Annotated in this window: 19 protein-coding genes; 7 read left to right on the top strand and 12 right to left on the bottom strand. The window is 47.7% G+C overall.

Translation table 11 applies throughout. The annotated features are described in order from the left end of the window. Positions 1–69: 69 nt before the first annotated feature. A complete protein-coding gene (locus QMA39_RS15805; protein ID WP_281659294.1) occupies positions 70–1,206 on the bottom strand; it encodes a DUF445 family protein in 1,137 nt (378 codons plus the stop codon). Between the two features lie 136 nt (positions 1,207–1,342). On the opposite strand from QMA39_RS15805, the gene QMA39_RS15800 reads away from it, so the two are divergent. After that, positions 1,343–1,525, top strand: a complete 183-nt coding sequence (locus QMA39_RS15800) for a hypothetical protein (RefSeq protein ID WP_035532704.1) — start codon at positions 1,343–1,345, stop codon at positions 1,523–1,525. A gap of 46 nt (positions 1,526–1,571) precedes the next feature. On the opposite strand, the gene QMA39_RS15795 is transcribed toward QMA39_RS15800, so the two are convergent. Continuing rightward, complete coding sequence (locus tag QMA39_RS15795; protein ID WP_027956555.1) at positions 1,572–1,853, bottom strand: metal-sensitive transcriptional regulator; 282 nt, start codon at positions 1,851–1,853, stop codon at positions 1,572–1,574. Positions 1,854–1,964: 111 nt separating this feature from the next. On the opposite strand from QMA39_RS15795, the gene QMA39_RS15790 reads away from it, so the two are divergent. Together QMA39_RS15790 and ugpC are read left to right on the top strand one after the other, a co-directional pair. Continuing rightward, entirely contained in the window at positions 1,965–2,861 is an 897-nt protein-coding gene (locus QMA39_RS15790; RefSeq protein ID WP_281659293.1) for a helix-turn-helix domain-containing protein, read from the top strand. A gap of 123 nt (positions 2,862–2,984) precedes the next feature. Next, complete coding sequence (gene ugpC / locus QMA39_RS15785; RefSeq protein ID WP_027956557.1) at positions 2,985–4,082, top strand: sn-glycerol-3-phosphate ABC transporter ATP-binding protein UgpC; 1,098 nt, start codon at positions 2,985–2,987, stop codon at positions 4,080–4,082. A gap of 137 nt (positions 4,083–4,219) precedes the next feature. On the opposite strand, the gene QMA39_RS15780 is transcribed toward ugpC, so the two are convergent. From QMA39_RS15780 to QMA39_RS15765, 4 genes are all read right to left on the bottom strand, one after another. After that, positions 4,220–4,369: a hypothetical protein gene (locus QMA39_RS15780; protein ID WP_156896528.1), complete on the bottom strand. Its 150-nt coding sequence runs from the start codon at positions 4,367–4,369 to the stop codon at positions 4,220–4,222. A gap of 153 nt (positions 4,370–4,522) precedes the next feature. Beyond that, complete coding sequence (locus QMA39_RS15775) at positions 4,523–4,726, bottom strand: alpha/beta-type small acid-soluble spore protein (RefSeq protein ID WP_027956559.1); 204 nt, start codon at positions 4,724–4,726, stop codon at positions 4,523–4,525. A 115-nt stretch (positions 4,727–4,841) separates the two neighbouring features. Continuing rightward, positions 4,842–6,233, bottom strand: coding sequence for a class II fumarate hydratase (fumC, locus tag QMA39_RS15770; RefSeq protein WP_281659292.1), 1,392 nt, complete (start codon positions 6,231–6,233; stop codon positions 4,842–4,844). A 277-nt stretch (positions 6,234–6,510) separates the two neighbouring features. Continuing rightward, a complete protein-coding gene (locus QMA39_RS15765; RefSeq protein WP_281659291.1) occupies positions 6,511–6,882 on the bottom strand; it encodes a hypothetical protein in 372 nt (123 codons plus the stop codon). Positions 6,883–6,976: 94 nt separating this feature from the next. Between QMA39_RS15765 and QMA39_RS15760 the strand changes: the two genes are divergently transcribed. After that, the gene (locus tag QMA39_RS15760) at positions 6,977–7,597 is read left to right on the top strand and encodes an NAD(P)H-binding protein (RefSeq protein WP_281659290.1); all 621 of its coding nucleotides are present in this window, start codon (positions 6,977–6,979) and stop codon (positions 7,595–7,597) included. 36 nt (positions 7,598–7,633) lie between these two features. Here the strand turns inward: QMA39_RS15760 and QMA39_RS15755 are convergent, their stop codons facing one another. From QMA39_RS15755 to wrbA, 3 genes are all read right to left on the bottom strand, one after another. Continuing rightward, a complete protein-coding gene (locus QMA39_RS15755) occupies positions 7,634–8,425 on the bottom strand; it encodes a M15 family metallopeptidase (protein WP_027956563.1) in 792 nt (263 codons plus the stop codon). A 139-nt stretch (positions 8,426–8,564) separates the two neighbouring features. Next, the gene (locus tag QMA39_RS15750; RefSeq protein ID WP_027956564.1) at positions 8,565–8,807 is read right to left on the bottom strand and encodes an IDEAL domain-containing protein; all 243 of its coding nucleotides are present in this window, start codon (positions 8,805–8,807) and stop codon (positions 8,565–8,567) included. 239 nt (positions 8,808–9,046) lie between these two features. Next, a complete protein-coding gene (wrbA, locus tag QMA39_RS15745) occupies positions 9,047–9,652 on the bottom strand; it encodes an NAD(P)H:quinone oxidoreductase type IV (RefSeq protein ID WP_027956565.1) in 606 nt (201 codons plus the stop codon). Between the two features lie 222 nt (positions 9,653–9,874). Between wrbA and QMA39_RS15740 the strand changes: the two genes are divergently transcribed. Beyond that, positions 9,875–10,744 (top strand): cation diffusion facilitator family transporter, encoded by an 870-nt coding sequence (locus QMA39_RS15740; protein ID WP_027956566.1) that lies wholly within the window; start codon positions 9,875–9,877, stop codon positions 10,742–10,744. 36 nt (positions 10,745–10,780) lie between these two features. Here the strand turns inward: QMA39_RS15740 and QMA39_RS15735 are convergent, their stop codons facing one another. Next, on the bottom strand, positions 10,781–11,317 hold the full coding sequence (locus QMA39_RS15735; protein ID WP_027956567.1) for a GNAT family N-acetyltransferase: 537 nt from the start codon (positions 11,315–11,317) through the stop codon (positions 10,781–10,783). Between the two features lie 233 nt (positions 11,318–11,550). On the opposite strand from QMA39_RS15735, the gene QMA39_RS19710 reads away from it, so the two are divergent. Continuing rightward, positions 11,551–11,856: a hypothetical protein gene (locus tag QMA39_RS19710; protein WP_348646629.1), complete on the top strand. Its 306-nt coding sequence runs from the start codon at positions 11,551–11,553 to the stop codon at positions 11,854–11,856. A 59-nt stretch (positions 11,857–11,915) separates the two neighbouring features. Here QMA39_RS19710 and QMA39_RS15725 read toward each other — a convergent pair whose 3' ends face one another. Together QMA39_RS15725 and QMA39_RS15720 are read right to left on the bottom strand one after the other, a co-directional pair. Continuing rightward, the gene (locus QMA39_RS15725) at positions 11,916–12,209 is read right to left on the bottom strand and encodes an AzlD domain-containing protein (RefSeq protein ID WP_027956568.1); all 294 of its coding nucleotides are present in this window, start codon (positions 12,207–12,209) and stop codon (positions 11,916–11,918) included. After that, on the bottom strand, positions 12,206–12,940 hold the full coding sequence (locus tag QMA39_RS15720) for an AzlC family ABC transporter permease (RefSeq protein ID WP_027956569.1): 735 nt from the start codon (positions 12,938–12,940) through the stop codon (positions 12,206–12,208). Before QMA39_RS15720 ends, QMA39_RS15725 begins: the two co-directional genes overlap by 4 nt. Positions 12,941–13,325: 385 nt before the next feature. On the opposite strand from QMA39_RS15720, the gene nhaC reads away from it, so the two are divergent. Continuing rightward, positions 13,326–14,726: a Na+/H+ antiporter NhaC gene (gene nhaC / locus QMA39_RS15715; RefSeq protein WP_281659288.1), complete on the top strand. Its 1,401-nt coding sequence runs from the start codon at positions 13,326–13,328 to the stop codon at positions 14,724–14,726. Positions 14,727–14,837 lie beyond the last annotated feature (111 nt).

Genomic DNA, 14,837 nt, shown 5'->3' with positions numbered 1-14,837 from the left:
TAATTTCGTACTTCTAACATTCCTTCCCCACTATAACAGACTCACTGAAGTCTGTATAGGAATAGGGTTTCATCCGATGACCATGACGAGAGCGGCCTGCAGCAGACCGATCAGTCCACCAAGAAGAGCTCCGAGATATGTGATCATCTTGAATTCCCTTCTCGAAATGCCAAGGACCATCTCCTCGAGACGATCCACTTGGAAAGCCTCTACCTCTTCCTTGACGACTTCCTCCAGTCTAACGGATTGGATCATTCCTTCCACTTTACCGGAGATAACATCGACGGATTTTCTAATGAGGACCGGAATCCATTGTTTGGTTACCTTCTCCTGAATAGGAGCGGTCCAGTCAGCAATCGAACGCTCCATCCATTGCTCAACGGGAAGAGCCTGTGCCGCCGTCTGCCCGATCAGACGCCCGATTTCATTAGAACCGATTCGTTCTTCCACGGATTCAAGGGGCATATCGAGCCATTTCTCTTTTTCTGCATGAAGCATCGTTTTCAACCATTCATTCATTTCGCTGTCAGACACATACTTCAGGAGAATCGGATATAGACGTTCAGTCAGCCCATCCGGTCCTAAAAAAGAGGAAATCATATTTCCAAGAAAACCTTGGTTGTCCAGGTAATTATCAATCAGGGCGGAGACTTTCTCTTTTCCCTCCGTACTCCGGAAATAATTCTCGATACTTTTTTGGATGTGTTCGGCGGCCTGGTCAACGCCATGATCCACCTTCGATGTCCATTCCGGAGTCAGCAGCTCCCTGATTTCCTGCTGCCTGTATCCATCCATCAGCTTATGGTACCGTTCTTCGATCCAAGAAGCCGTATTCGATCTAATTTCCTCTGAAGCCACATCGATTTGGAAATCCTTCAGCAGGGATTGGACGGATTTATTCTGCTGCAGCCATTTCAACGCTTCTTTTTCAGCCAAGGAGGTCATCTGGCTCACCAGAGCAGGTTCAGTCAATTTACGGCGGATGCCCTCGGGTGTAAGAAGATGATTCACGACCATCTTCCCGAGCTGCTGTGCTAATTCATTCTGTCGTTTAGGAATAAGTCCCGGCGTGAATGGCACGCGGAACTTCCCGATATATATCGCACGGTAAGGGCGGAAAAGCATCTTAATCGCGAGGGAGTTCGTCACTCCACCAATCAAGGCCCCGATCCCCATCATTAAAAGAATCAGAAGTATTGGATGCATCGTACAACCTCTTTCTATCGTAGTGTACCAAGTATAATGGAAAAATGCGGCGTGTGCCAAACGAGAGAAATGAAAAATATCCCCTCTCATGATTCCTCTTTAAACGGGCCACCCTATAGGTAAGGAGGTGAACAAAATGAAGGAGGAAAAAAAGCAGGCCGCCGAAGGAAAAGACCAGTTTGAACTGGATGTTGACCGTATGATTAATGAAGGAATGGCCGGCGGCACCGTAGCCCCGGTCTACGGGCGCGAGCAGCTTGGGGAAGCCCATGAAATCCCGGTTCAGGAGAATCGAAGAAATGATCCTGCAGAAAAATAATAAAGCTGTCTCTGATGGACCCTCATCCATCAGAGACAGCTTTATTTCAGCGGCTTTTCACAATCATCTGCACAGCTTCATTGATTAAATCCTCGGCAGATTCTCCCTCTTCGTGAGCAACGCGTATACATTCCTCAAGGTTTTTCGCTACAATATAACCAATCGCGCGGTCCATGGCTGAACGAGCCGCAGACAGCTGGGTGATGACATCTTTACAGTCTTTTTCCTCATCCATCATTTTAAGGACACCGCGCACCTGCCCTTCGATGCGTTTTAACCGGTTTTTCGTTTCTTGTCCGTAGAAACTCTGTTCTTTGACGTGTTCCATTCCGATTCCCCCTTTCCGTCCGACTTATCATGTATAGGGATCAATTGACTTTGCGGATTTCTACATTGTATTACTATAATAGTAAATATCCTAGTAAAAAGGAAGAGATTCATGTCTGTCATTCATCAACTCCAGCAGATCTACCCCTCCATGAGGGTGATTAACGAAGCAGAAGCCGGCGACTCAGACCAGTGGGACTATTTTCTGACGCCGGAAAAAGAACTCATAGCCATCCCTAAAATCGAAAGGAATAACCAGGAAGCAGAGCTGTTATCCATTTTCCTCACTCCTTTTGAGAAAGATTCCATGACCGAGACAGAAAGGGAAACAGCATGGAAGGAACTTACCTCCTCCGGCAGCCAGTATGCAGGCATGTCCTGGCCGCAGTCCTACCGCTTCATCCTGTTTACGTTTGATGACACCGGCACTGAAAAAAGCACGATAAAAGAAGCGCTTCAATCTCTATTTCCGGAACGTGTGCCTCTGATCTGGCAGTCGGACCGGTCGGGGTATATAGTGGAGGAAATCTTCTCGAGCGGACAGGAGGTCCTTTCGTTCGAAGGGATTCCGGATGTTCTCATGAGTGACTTCTACACAAATATACGTTTTTTTACAAGCCATTTCAGTTCTGACTTAAAAGAAGCCCCCTCTATTTTGAAATGGTCGCTCAGCGGAGCCGATCTGGCTGATCGATACCACCTGCCCGCTGTCGCTTCCTACAAGGATATTATTCCCTATTTCTACATTGACTACCTACCTGAAGCCTATTGGCACCAGGTAGAGCAGTCGATCTTCCAAGAGGTGCTGGAAGATAAGGAACTGCTTCAGACGATCAAGGTTTTCCTTGAAACCGGATCCAACACATCCCTCGCTGCTAAAAAGCTGTATATGCACCGGAACAGCATGCAGTATCGTGTCGATAAGTTCATCGAGAAAACAGATTTGGATATCAAGGATTTCAAAGGGGCGGTCATCACCTATCTTGCTCTTTTACATCTACAATTGTAATTCGACAAAGTGCACAAAACTCACAGTGGTGAGTTTGTGCACTTTGTCCATTTACCGTTTTCAGAAACTTCGGTACACTGAAACCAGTTGAGAAAGCGATTTCAAAAACAGGGGGAGTTTCCAATGGCAGAACTTAAACTGAACAATATTGATAAAGTGTATGATAAAAATGTGAAAGCCGTCGACGATTTCAACCTTCATATCAATGACAAGGAATTCATTGTTTTTGTAGGTCCGTCCGGTTGTGGTAAATCGACAACACTCCGTATGATTGCAGGACTTGAAGAGATCACCGGCGGAGACTTCATGATTGATGACAAGCGCATGAACGATGTAGCACCAAAAGACCGTGACATTGCCATGGTATTCCAGAACTATGCCTTATATCCGCACATGAACGTGTATGACAACATGGCCTTCGGTTTGAAACTCCGCAAGATGGATAAGTCGGAAATTGAACGCCGCGTCAAGAACGCCGCACAAATTCTTGGATTGGAAGCTTTACTGGACCGTAAACCGAAAGCGCTGTCAGGTGGACAGAGACAGCGTGTTGCCCTTGGCCGTGCCATCGTCCGTGATGCAAAAGTCTTCCTTATGGATGAGCCTTTATCCAACCTGGATGCCAAGCTTCGTGTACAAATGCGCGCTGAAATCCAGAAACTGCACCAGCGTCTGCAGACAACGACCGTCTATGTTACTCACGACCAGACCGAAGCGATGACGATGGCTACCCGCCTTGTCGTTATGAAAGACGGCATCATCCAGCAGGTTGGTGAGCCGAAGGAAGTCTATGATAAGCCTGAGAACGTGTTTGTCGGAGGCTTCATCGGGTCCCCGGCTATGAACTTCCTGCACGGAACGCTCGCTGATGGTCACATTGAACTCGGAGAAATCAAAATTGCCGTACCGGAAGGAAAAATGAAGCCTCTGAGAGAACAGAGCTACATCGGAAAGGAAATTATCCTCGGTGTGCGCCCGGAAGATATGCACGATGAGCCGCTCTTTATCGATGCCAACCAGGATAAGAAAATCACGGCCGACATTGAAGTAGCTGAGCTGATGGGCTCCGAATCCTACCTGTATTCCAAATTGAATGACCAGGAATTCATCGCCCGTGTCGATTCCCGTTCCGATATCAACGGTGGAGACCAAATTACCTTGGCGATTGATATGAACAAAGTCCACTTCTTTGATAAGGATACAGAAAGCCGTATCCGCTGATCATAACAAAGCAGCCCTACTCAGGGCTGCTTTGTTTTTTATGGAGACTGCATGTTACTGAATGACTCCAAAAACGGTAAAACCCGGACAATGTCTGTACAAAAACAACGCCCGGACTATACCGTACCTGCAACAGCCTATGTTGTCTGAATGTCCTGCAGACCACAGGCTTCACACACAAAAAGGTGAACACATTCATCCTGAAGGGAGGAATCGATATCACCATCAACAAGATCTGTATAGGTAAGATCCAGATAAGGGCTGTATTCATCTAGAAAATCAGTCACCCTTCCCTGATCCTTCATCCTTCCCTCACACTTAGGGCAGGAGCGCTGCGTTTCTCCCCACCCGTTACAAAGCCCGCATTCGTACATAATTTGTCCACTTCTTTCACAAAAATAAAGAGGAAGGGCGCACCCTTCCTCCTTCGTCACACGTATTTATTTTTGGTATCCACCGAACTGCTGTTCAGCCATTTGTACAAGACGCTTAGTGATTTCTCCACCTACAGAACCGTTAGCACGTGCTGTAGAATCTGGACCAAGCTGTACGCCGAACTCTTGAGCGATTTCATATTTCATTTGGTCTAGAGCTTGTTGTACACCAGGTACAACCAACTCGTTTGAACTGTTGTTGTTAGCCATGTGTCTCACCTCCTGTCCTGTGTAATCGTAGTATGGGTCGGAGGTTTTGTTTTTATGTCAAAAAAGATAGTGGTAATTAATGGAGAAAAACAACAGACACATGGCTGGATTCCTTTTACTTGGCGTTTGGTTTTGTCATGGCTTTTGGATCTACATAATCCTCGAACTGCTCTTCGGTCAAAATACCGAGCTCCACAGCTGTTTCTTTCAACGTCTGGTCTTTTTCAAACGCTGTTTTTGCTATTTTCGCGGCATTCTCATAACCGATATGAGGATTCAAAGCCGTGACCAGCATCAGGGAATCACGCAGATATTTTTCAATCTGTTCATGGTTCGGCTCAAGGCCGCTGACACAACGCTCATCAAAGGAAACCATGCTGTCAGCGAGAAGCTGGGCGGACTGAAGGAAATTATGAGCAATCACCGGCTTGAATACATTCAATTCAAAGTTCCCCTGACTGGCAGCAAAACCGATAGTAGCGTCATTTCCCATGACCTGAGCCGCAACCATCGTGACGGCTTCACTTTGAGTCGGGTTCACTTTGCCAGGCATGATGGAACTTCCAGGTTCATTCGCCGGAATCGTTATTTCTCCAATGCCGCAGCGCGGACCGCTCGCAAGCCAGCGGACATCATTGGCGATTTTCATCATATCCGCAGCCAGAGCTTTCAAAGCTCCGTGCGTATGTACAAGTTCATCATGGGATGTGAGGGCATGAAATTTATTCGGTGCTGAAACAAACCCTTTGCCGGTCAATGCATTGATTTCAGCAACAACCTGTTCTGAAAAATCTTCATGCGCATTCAGACCTGTCCCGACAGCCGTGCCTCCGATAGCAAGTTCTTTCACATATTCACTGCTCTCGATCAGCATCTTCTCCGTCTTTTCAAGCATACGGTGCCAGCCGCTGATTTCCTGCCCAAGCGTAAGAGGTGTCGCATCCTGAAGATGGGTTCGGCCGATTTTCACAATATGATTAAACGCTTCCATTTTTTCTTGCAGCGTGTGCTTCAACTGAGTGAGTGCAGGTAGGACAACATCCTCCACTTTACGGACGGAAGCGATATGCATCGCTGTAGGATACGTGTCATTTGAGCTTTGTGATTTGTTGACATCGTCATTCGGGTGAAGACGCGTCTCTCTCCCTTTCGCTTCCAGCCACTGATTCCCCACATAGGCGATGACTTCGTTCACGTTCATATTCGACTGCGTGCCGCTGCCGGTCTGCCAGACCACTAACGGAAAATGTTCATCCAGCTCACCTGCAATGATTTGGTCCGCAGCATAGCCTACAGCCTCCGCCTTTTCCTCTTCTAAAAGTCCAAGAGCGGCATTGGCTTTCGCTGCGCTCTTCTTCAAGATGGCAAAGCCTTCGATGACTTCCTTCGGCATTTTTTCATCACCGATCGGGAAATTCTCTTTACTTCGCTGCGTTTGTGCGCCCCAATATTTTTCACTTGGCACATGAATTTCACCAATTGTATCTTTCTCCACGCGGTAATCCATGAAAAATCCTCCCTTTTCAGTTCTTTCTATGCTCTTTCATTGTATCAAGAATCTTTTGAACAATCACCTGAATGACGGGTGTTTTTGACAAATTTCCACGTTTCTATTTCTGATTATTTACATTTTTCAGATAATAGTCTATACTTAGGCTATCAAGCACAGGTTAAACAAACCTCGCTTGACTTCTCAAGTGGGTATAAAGTGGTGAAAAGAGCCTTGGAACGGCTCTTTTTTTTGCTTTGAAACAGGAGGTAACGACCAGGTCGAACATTTGGTCTCACATTCTATTTAATGATGAACTTTGTGAGAGGGCTGCCTCCCATCCCCTGCTCCGTGCAGCACCGAACAGTCTGCATATGGGCGCCAAGGGTCCGGCCCCTTTCTTTAAAACGAAAAACATAAAAAAACGTTTCTTGGAAGCTGTATAATTACTGACGGCACCGGGAAAGGGTGCGGGCAGCGCAACGATTAAAACAGCGGCTGACTGGGAATAGCCCCAATAACTCGCTGCAACCAGCGATTGTACTCCTTTCGCTGCCACGTCATAATAGAACACAGGCAGCACAGCAGCCATAATAGTGGTGGCAGACGCTGAGTTCCCAAAATTATATAAAACCCAGCTGCGCACAGACTTTTTCGTGTCAGCCATCCTCCCCGCACTCTTTTTAATCCTGTGAAAAGCAGAAGAAAAGAGCGGAAAGGTTTCTTGATAGAAAAATTTACAAACATTTGAGGTGATCCATATGAAAATAGCCGTAATCGGTGGAACAGGCCGTGTAAGTACCCATTTCATCCGCCATGCCCTAAGCAGGGGCCATGAAATAAAAGCATTGGTCAGGAACATTCATAAAGCAGAAGAAATGCTGGAAGGGGCAGGACTTGTCCAAGGAGATGCAAGGAATCAGGAAGATATCAGAAAGACGCTGACAGATTGTGAAGTCGTGTTCTGTGGATTAAGTACGGATAAGTCCGATACCCTCACAACAGCCGTCCCGCTTCTGACGGATGAAATGGAGCGTCAAAGCTTGAAAAGGCTGGTGACAATCGGGACCGCCGGGATCCTCGACAGCCGCTTTGAGGATGGAAAGTACAGGTTCGAAAGCTCGGAATCCAAACGGAGTAAAACGTTCGCGGCAGAAGAACACGCCGAGGTTTACCAGCATTTACAAAAAACCACACTCGAATGGACGATTGTCTGTCCGACCTACCTGCCTGAAGGAGACGTTCAAGGCGGCGTCCGCTTTGAACTGGATAGGCTTCCGGAGGATGGTAAAAAAGTGACCACCGGAGATACGGCCGTCTTCGCCTACCAGACGCTTATAAACGACCAATTTATGCAAAAACGTGTCGGCATCTGCTATTAAAAAAGAAGCCGTTTCCCATCGGGAAACGGCTTTCTGTTATTCTGTCTCATTGACCGGCTCGTAACCGAAGAATTCCTCTAAGGTCACCTGCTGTTCATGTACCTCTGCCGCTGCTTCTTTACCAACATAGCGAAGATGCCACGGTTCATATTTATACCCGGTAATATCGTTGTTTCCCTCCTGATAACGGACGACAAACCCATATTCATAAGCATGGTCCGCCACCCATTCGCCTTCCGGGGTATCACCGAAAGCCTGGGTCAGTTTAAACGCCATTTCTGCCGAAGTCACATCCATCGCCAGACCTGTCTGGTGTTCACTTGTTCCCGGACTCGCAGAAAACGTATCGGTTTCTTCTTTCCCATACACTTCTACGTTCCGTTCATAAATTTCTTTCTGACGTTCATACGAACGATAGCCTGATGCGGCTACAAGTCCAAGCCCTGCTTGGTCCGCTCCTTCAAAAAGCTCCTCCAGCGCATCAGCCGCCTCCTGCCTTAACTGCTTTTTCGGATGGTCTTCCTCAAAGGAAAACGGCACATCCGGTACGGTTAAATCCGGAGGAGCATAGCCGTCTGGAAGTTTCCGCTGTTTGTTGACGACGACTTCGACACTTTCAGGATCACCGACTTCAATCATTCCGTTGGATAAGACGGTATCCTCATTTTGAGGCGCCTCTCCTGATGCTGGTGTACCTTCTTTTTCATCCTGCTGTGCGGTGGATGAGGCAGGTGCTTCCTCTGCCTTATGGTCATCCGAACTAAGAGGATTGTTGGAACACCCGGTTAATGCGGCCCCTATCAAGGCCATGGTAAGTATTTTTTTCACTCTAATTCCCTTCCTACTTTCAAAGATGCTGTAACAACTATAACATTGTCAGGAAGAAGTTGTATATCCACATCTCTACCTAATAACAGGTCTATGACATGCCATATAAAAAAGCCGCTGTCACTCCAGCGGCTGTGCTTTATTCCCATGTGAACGGCTGATACTGCAGGCTGAGCCGGTCGAACGCTTCCCGGTCGCCGCTGTCGATAGCCTGGTTGATTTCTCTATCTAAACGATCCTTATTGAATTGATAGCTGAGGTGATCCAAAAGCAGACGCGAGGCTAGTTGGATTCCAAAAGACAGTTCTCTCTTTGCCGTAATCTCTTTCCCTTTGTAACCGGGGTTCCGACGAATAACGTAATTGATCTTTTGCTTTCTCATGAGATTACCCCCTTCATGCTTTTTTTCATTATGCAGGATTTACTAGAAGAACGCAACAAGTTTTCTGAATATTTAGTTATATCATTCCCCGATTTCTACTTTCATAAACCTGCTGAACCGCTTGTTTACTAGGGAGACCGCACACACAACCGTCTGATATTTTTTTGAACTTTCTATTTCCTGTGTCCGTATATATAAAAAAAGGACGCAGCTTAACGTCTGCGTCCTCCCTCTTTTCCTTATTCTGTGAATTTACCCGCAATTTCAAGAGTACGGTTGACCTGGTGGCGGACAGCTGCTTCCACATCTTCTTTCATATTGCCTTCCCCGTCTACACTGACACTCGTTCCGTATGGATTTCCTCCAGCTCCAAATACCGCATCATTGGTGTATCCTGGAGTGGCAATAATGGAACCCCAGTGGAACATCGTTGTGTAAAAGTTGAGAAGGGTGGATTCCTGACCGCCATGAGGATTCTGTGCAGATGTCATTGCACTGATGACTTTGTTTACAAGCTTCCCTTGGAACCATAATCCGCCGGCCTGGTCCATAAATTGTTTAATCTGCGCCGGCACATTTCCAAAGCGGGTCGGCATGCTGAAGATAACAGCATCTGCCCAGTCCAGATCATCAACAGTAGCTTCAGGTACAACATCTTTGGTAGCTAAGTAGTGGTCCTTCCAAGCGGGATTCTGCTCTATAGCTTCCATCGGAGCAAGTTCAGGGACACGGATGAGCTTCACTTCTGCATCGGTTTTCTGTGCTTCCTCTTCCGCCCACTTGGCCATTTTGTAGTTCGTTCCTGTAGAACTGTAATAAATAATCGCAAGTTTCACCTCAGCCATTTCTTATCTCTCCTTTAATGAATTTCGAATTTTATGATTTTCATTGTTGCTATTCCCCCACTTCATTTATTTAAAACTAAAGAATCTCCAAATCGAGATTATCCTTAGTTTGACCTCAGGCAATGTACATGCATGAGGGAAGCTTTTTTTCTCTGGACTCACCAATGACCGTTTTGGTAAGCTAAAACATGCTGTAAAACAGAGGATGGAGGTGACAGGCGGATGAGTGAATACGAAAATTTAAAGAGAGGCGAACGGGGAGCCTGGGTCAGTATCATTGCCTACCTTGTTCTGGCTTCTGTCAAGCTGCTGGTCGCCTATACCGGAGAGTCTGAAGCTTTACGGGCGGACGGCTTGAATAATACGACGGATGTAGTCGCCTCCATCGCTGTACTCGTCGGACTGAAAATATCTCGCAAGCCCCCTGATGAGGACCATCATTACGGACATTTCCGCGCAGAGACGATTGCCTCTTTGATTGCCGCCTTCATTATGATGACTGTCGGAATCGAGGTCATTATAGGAACCGTGCAGGACCTCATTCATCAAGAAACAAGCCAGCCGTCGCTTTTGACTGCCTGGACCGCTCTGGGAGCTGCCGGAGTCATGTTCGGCGTCTACCGCTATAACTTAAATCTCTCACAAAAAGTGAACAGCCCCTCCCTCTATGCGGCCGCACAGGACAACCGATCCGACGCGCTTGTCAGTATCGGAGCCTGTATAGGTATTTTCGGGGCCCAACTCGGCCTCTTCTGGCTCGATCCTCTGGCTGGCTTTATCGTCGGTTTGATCATCTGCAAAACAGCCTGGGACATCTTCAAGGAAGCCACCCACAGTTTGACCGATGGTTATGAGGAAGGACAGATTGAACATATTCGTACAACGATTTCCGGCCATCCAGACGTCTGGGCCGTTAAAGATGTGAAGGCAAGGTTACAGGGCAGTCAGACGCTTGTTGAAGCAACCATTCACGTAGACCCTCACATTACGATCCAGCAGGGTCACGAAATTACGGATGAAGTGGAGGCCCTCTTAAAGAAAGAGAATGACATCCGGTATGCCCATATCCACATTGAACCTTACGAAGAATAAAAGCTCCCGCCTGTCATCTCCAGGCGGGAGCTTTTCCTATACCGTCAGCGCTTCTTCCAGTGTATGGAGATCTTTCCACCCATACGCCGTTTCTTCATAGGTACCTTGACCAATCGTCACTTTTTCTGCTTCTACGGGGTCCGCTCCATACTTTATGTAAAACTGACTGGACGGATTCCGGGTCAACACCCAGACAAGAAGCGATTGATAACCAGCCTCCCCCATTCCACGTACAAAAGTCTGCAGCAGTATTTTTCCATACCCTCTCCCCTGATACTCATCAAGGAGATAGATGGCGTAGATTTCTCCGTCATACCCATAGTTCTTCGTCCGCTCTTTCCCCCCGGAAACGAAACCAACCACCTGTCCTTCATCATTTTCGATGACGAAGGCAATCTGACCATTCAAAGGTTTTCGTAGAATGGTTTCCCATAATGTGATCCTATGCTCAAGCGTTGTATTACTGATATCCCTTTCATCAATCAGATCCTTATATGTGGATTTCCAGCTCTTCACATGAATGTCCGCTATAGTCGCGGCATCTTCAAAACGCGCTTCTCTGACACGAGGCATTCCGTTCACCTTCTTCTTATTTATTTTCTTTATTGTAACAAAAAGATGATGCTCCGTACGGCATCATCTCTTTGTTCACAATTATCGACAGGAAAAACTGGAGATCCTGCGTGTATCGAACCCCGAATAAACCCACTGCTGCTGACCGGGACGCCAGCGATAACCCGCTACAGATGTTCTTCCAATGTAGGTTGGATAAAACCAGAAAGACCTTCCATTGACAAGACGGATCCATGTATAACGGTATAAACAGCCATACAGGGAGCCGGGGTCAACGGCATACAACTCTGCTCCCTGTCCTCCGGATGGAGGTGCTGGAGGTGGAGGCGGGAGCATTCCGCCGGGGCCCCCAGGTCCGCCCGGTCCACCTGGCCCGCCACCGGGTCCTCCAGGCCCTCCAGGTCCACCACCGGGTCCGCCCGGTCCACCTGGCCCACCGCCGGGTCCTCCAGGTGGAGGCCCTTGGGGCGGCTGACCACCAGGTCCTCCAGGAAATCCGAAGATCTGCCCAAAAGGAAAGCCAAATTGTCGATGCATAACGATCAATTCCTTTCTCGGAAGTATCCCTATACGATATGCATCCACTGGGCGGGTGTGCTTATACCGTTAATAGAAAAACAGTCCCGATGGCTCCCAAAACTACAAAGATGATATGTATATTCAGCCAGGCCAGCAGCACAGCAGCAAGACCCGCGGCGACCCCTACCTGCGGAGCATCCGGTTTCACTGTCAGGATGCCGGGAAAAATGAGCGCTCCTAAAGCTGCGTACGGGATGGCGTTTAACCATCGATCCACCCAGCGTGGAAAAGTAGCAAAATCCACAATGAACGCAGGCAGAAATCTGGGAACAGCTGTAACGACGGCCATCCCAATAATCATCCAGATGATCATGATTCCTCCTCCTCTCCTAGAATCCAAATCCCGCTCAGACCACCGGCAAGCGTGCCGGCAACAATGGCCCACCCTTGATTCATCCCCATCCTTTGACAGAGATAATTAATGAGAAGAGCGGTTACAGCGATCATGGCAATCCGCCCATTTCTTTTTACGGAAGGGATTAAGAGCCCGATGAACATCGCATAAAGAGCTACACCCATGCTGTCACTCAGCCTTGCAGGAATCACATCACCAAGCACCCCCCCTAAAAAGGATCCTCCCACCCAGGATGCGTAGGCAGTCAACATAAGGGATGCGTAAAAATAAGCGCCATAAGGTTCAGCAGCTTCCTTTTTGTAGAGGGTGGAAACCGTAAACGTTTCATCTGTCAGCCCAAGGGTTAACGGTAGCTTGGCGCGAAGAGCCATCGTTTTCAACCGGTTCACGAAGGAAAGCCCCATCACGAAATGGCGGAAATTCAAAACAAACACTGCCGTAACAATTTCAACAAACCCTGTCCCGGCAGCAACCATTCCAACAGCGAGAAACTGGGCAGCTCCAGCAAACACGAGCACGCTCATCAATGTCAATTCCAAATTCGTCATGCCGGATTGTCCAGCGAGCACCCCATACGTCAAAGCTACTGGCAGGTAGCCGAGCATAATAGGGAAGCCGGCCGTGATTCCTCTCTGTACCATATGCATCCGTGAAGAGGCATGGGAGTTTTTTAAAGCATGGGTTTCCATAGGGCACCTCCTTTCTAAAATTTCCACTATTATACCCAATTGGAGCGGATGATGGAAAGATTTTTCAATGAAAAAATGTTGACATCGAGTTAGTGCTCTTATATTATAAATGCAACTTACTTCATTACTGAAAAGCGTTTAAGCAAAGAAGATTTTTTGTATCAAGTACTCCGCAGTAAAAGGCAGTCAGACAGCCAGCAGAGACCGGATGGATGGTGAAAATCCGGGCCGGCTTCCTTTGAATTACAGGGTACGGTTCAAATGATACAACCACAAGAGCGGGTAAAGAAACGCTTCTTTACCAATAAGGGTGGTACCGCGGAGCGATGCTTCGTCCCTTTCTTTGGGACGGAGCTTTTTTGTATGGATTAGAGGAGGAAGAAACATGTTTCATTTACAGCCAAAACAACTGCCATCATTGGTAGAATCCATAGTTATGCTCGTTCTGACTATTGGAGTAATCAGTTATTTCATCATCTCCCTGCAGACCGTTCCACATATCCCGATTCTTTTAGGCATTCTCTTTATGCTTACGTATGGTTTATTAAAGAAAAAATCCTTTAAAGACCTGCAGTACGGAATGACTCAGGGCGCGCAGACAGGAATGGGAGCGGTACTCCTGTTCTTCGTCATCGGTATCCTTATATCCAGCTGGATGGCCGCGGGTACCATTCCTGTCCTTATGGAAGCCGGATTTACGATTGCGGACGGCCCTTGGTTCCTGGCCATTATTTTTGCCGTTACGGCTGTCATCGGTGTGGCTCTCGGAAGCTCTTTCACGACAGCTGCTACCGTCGGTGTGGCCTTCATCGGCGTGGCCGAATCCATGGACGCCTCCCTTGCAATGACTGCAGGAGCCGTCGTCTCGGGCGCATTTTTCGGAGACAAGATGTCACCGCTCTCTGATACAACCAACCTTGCTTCCACTGTTGTAAAAGTGGACTTGTTCGATCACATTAAAAATATGGCTTGGACAACAATCCCCGCCTTCATCATCACGTTCATTCTGTTCATCTTCCTATCTCCGGACAGAAACCCGGATGTTGAACAGCTCGATAACTTCCAAAACGGCCTGGCTGCCTCAGGACTGATGCACTGGACATCCTGGATTCCAGTCATTGTCCTCGTTGCCATGACCATGACCAAGCGTCCAGCCTTTATTTCTCTGGCTGTCAGCAGTCTGACAGCTACGGTTCTGGCCGGGTTTAGAGAAGTCCTGCCGTGGACGGCTTTATGGCAGACATGGTTCAGTGGATTCGAAGGAAGCACAGAGGTGGAAGTCGTCAATGAACTACTCACAAGGGGCGGGATGAACAGTATGCTCTTTACGGTTTCCCTTGTGATTTTAGCACTGGCGCTCGGCGGTTTGTTTTTCGTCACCGGAGTCATTCCCGCCATCCTGACTCGTGTACAGGATTCACTGAAATCCGCAAGATCAGCGACACTTTCCACCGCATTTACAGCGATCGGCATCAACATCGCGATTGGTGAACAATACCTTTCCATCCTGTTGACAGGGGAAGCCTATCAGGATGTATACGAAAAAGCGGGACTCGCACGTAAAAACCTGTCCAGGACTCTGGAGGATGCAGGAACAGTCATTAACCCTCTCGTCCCATGGAGTGTATGTGGTGTATTCCTTTCCGGTGTGCTGGGAGTACCGGTTCTTGATTACCTTCCATTTGCATTCTTCTGTCTGTTATCCCCAATCCTTACCATCTTGTACGGATTGACAGGAAAAACGATAGCTCCGGCAGCCACTCAGTCTTATCATAAAGCGAACTAACCGGAAGCGCCTCATTCCTATGAGGCGCTTCAACTTTTAAAGCTGGAATAGGAAAAAATGAATCATCTACGGACAGCGGAAGGAAACACAGCTATATGAAAACAGAGACGT

This window comes from Halobacillus sp. Cin3 (assembly GCF_947311855.1).
In the GTDB taxonomy this organism is placed as follows: domain Bacteria; phylum Bacillota; class Bacilli; order Bacillales; family Halobacillaceae; genus Halobacillus; species Halobacillus kuroshimensis.
This window is presented reverse-complemented; position numbering and strand designations above follow the sequence as displayed.

Coding starts and splice junctions, on each gene's coding strand:
- QMA39_RS15720 (WP_027956569.1), bottom strand. CDS start 12,940: ATGGAAACCCATGCTTTAAAAAACTCCCATGCCTCTTCACGGATGCAT.
- QMA39_RS15800 (WP_035532704.1), top strand. CDS start 1,343: ATGAAGGAGGAAAAAAAGCAGGCCGCCGAAGGAAAAGACCAGTTTGAA.
- fumC (WP_281659292.1), bottom strand. CDS start 6,233: ATGGATTACCGCGTGGAGAAAGATACAATTGGTGAAATTCATGTGCCA.
- QMA39_RS15775 (WP_027956559.1), bottom strand. CDS start 4,726: ATGGCTAACAACAACAGTTCAAACGAGTTGGTTGTACCTGGTGTACAA.
- QMA39_RS15740 (WP_027956566.1), top strand. CDS start 9,875: ATGAGTGAATACGAAAATTTAAAGAGAGGCGAACGGGGAGCCTGGGTC.
- QMA39_RS15805 (WP_281659294.1), bottom strand. CDS start 1,206: ATGCATCCAATACTTCTGATTCTTTTAATGATGGGGATCGGGGCCTTG.
- ugpC (WP_027956557.1), top strand. CDS start 2,985: ATGGCAGAACTTAAACTGAACAATATTGATAAAGTGTATGATAAAAAT.
- nhaC (WP_281659288.1), top strand. CDS start 13,326: ATGTTTCATTTACAGCCAAAACAACTGCCATCATTGGTAGAATCCATA.
- wrbA (WP_027956565.1), bottom strand. CDS start 9,652: ATGGCTGAGGTGAAACTTGCGATTATTTATTACAGTTCTACAGGAACG.
- QMA39_RS19710 (WP_348646629.1), top strand. CDS start 11,551: ATGTATAACGGTATAAACAGCCATACAGGGAGCCGGGGTCAACGGCAT.
- QMA39_RS15750 (WP_027956564.1), bottom strand. CDS start 8,807: ATGAGAAAGCAAAAGATCAATTACGTTATTCGTCGGAACCCCGGTTAC.
- QMA39_RS15765 (WP_281659291.1), bottom strand. CDS start 6,882: ATGGCTGACACGAAAAAGTCTGTGCGCAGCTGGGTTTTATATAATTTT.
- QMA39_RS15790 (WP_281659293.1), top strand. CDS start 1,965: ATGTCTGTCATTCATCAACTCCAGCAGATCTACCCCTCCATGAGGGTG.
- QMA39_RS15795 (WP_027956555.1), bottom strand. CDS start 1,853: ATGGAACACGTCAAAGAACAGAGTTTCTACGGACAAGAAACGAAAAAC.
- QMA39_RS15735 (WP_027956567.1), bottom strand. CDS start 11,317: ATGCCTCGTGTCAGAGAAGCGCGTTTTGAAGATGCCGCGACTATAGCG.
- QMA39_RS15725 (WP_027956568.1), bottom strand. CDS start 12,209: ATGATCATCTGGATGATTATTGGGATGGCCGTCGTTACAGCTGTTCCC.
- QMA39_RS15760 (WP_281659290.1), top strand. CDS start 6,977: ATGAAAATAGCCGTAATCGGTGGAACAGGCCGTGTAAGTACCCATTTC.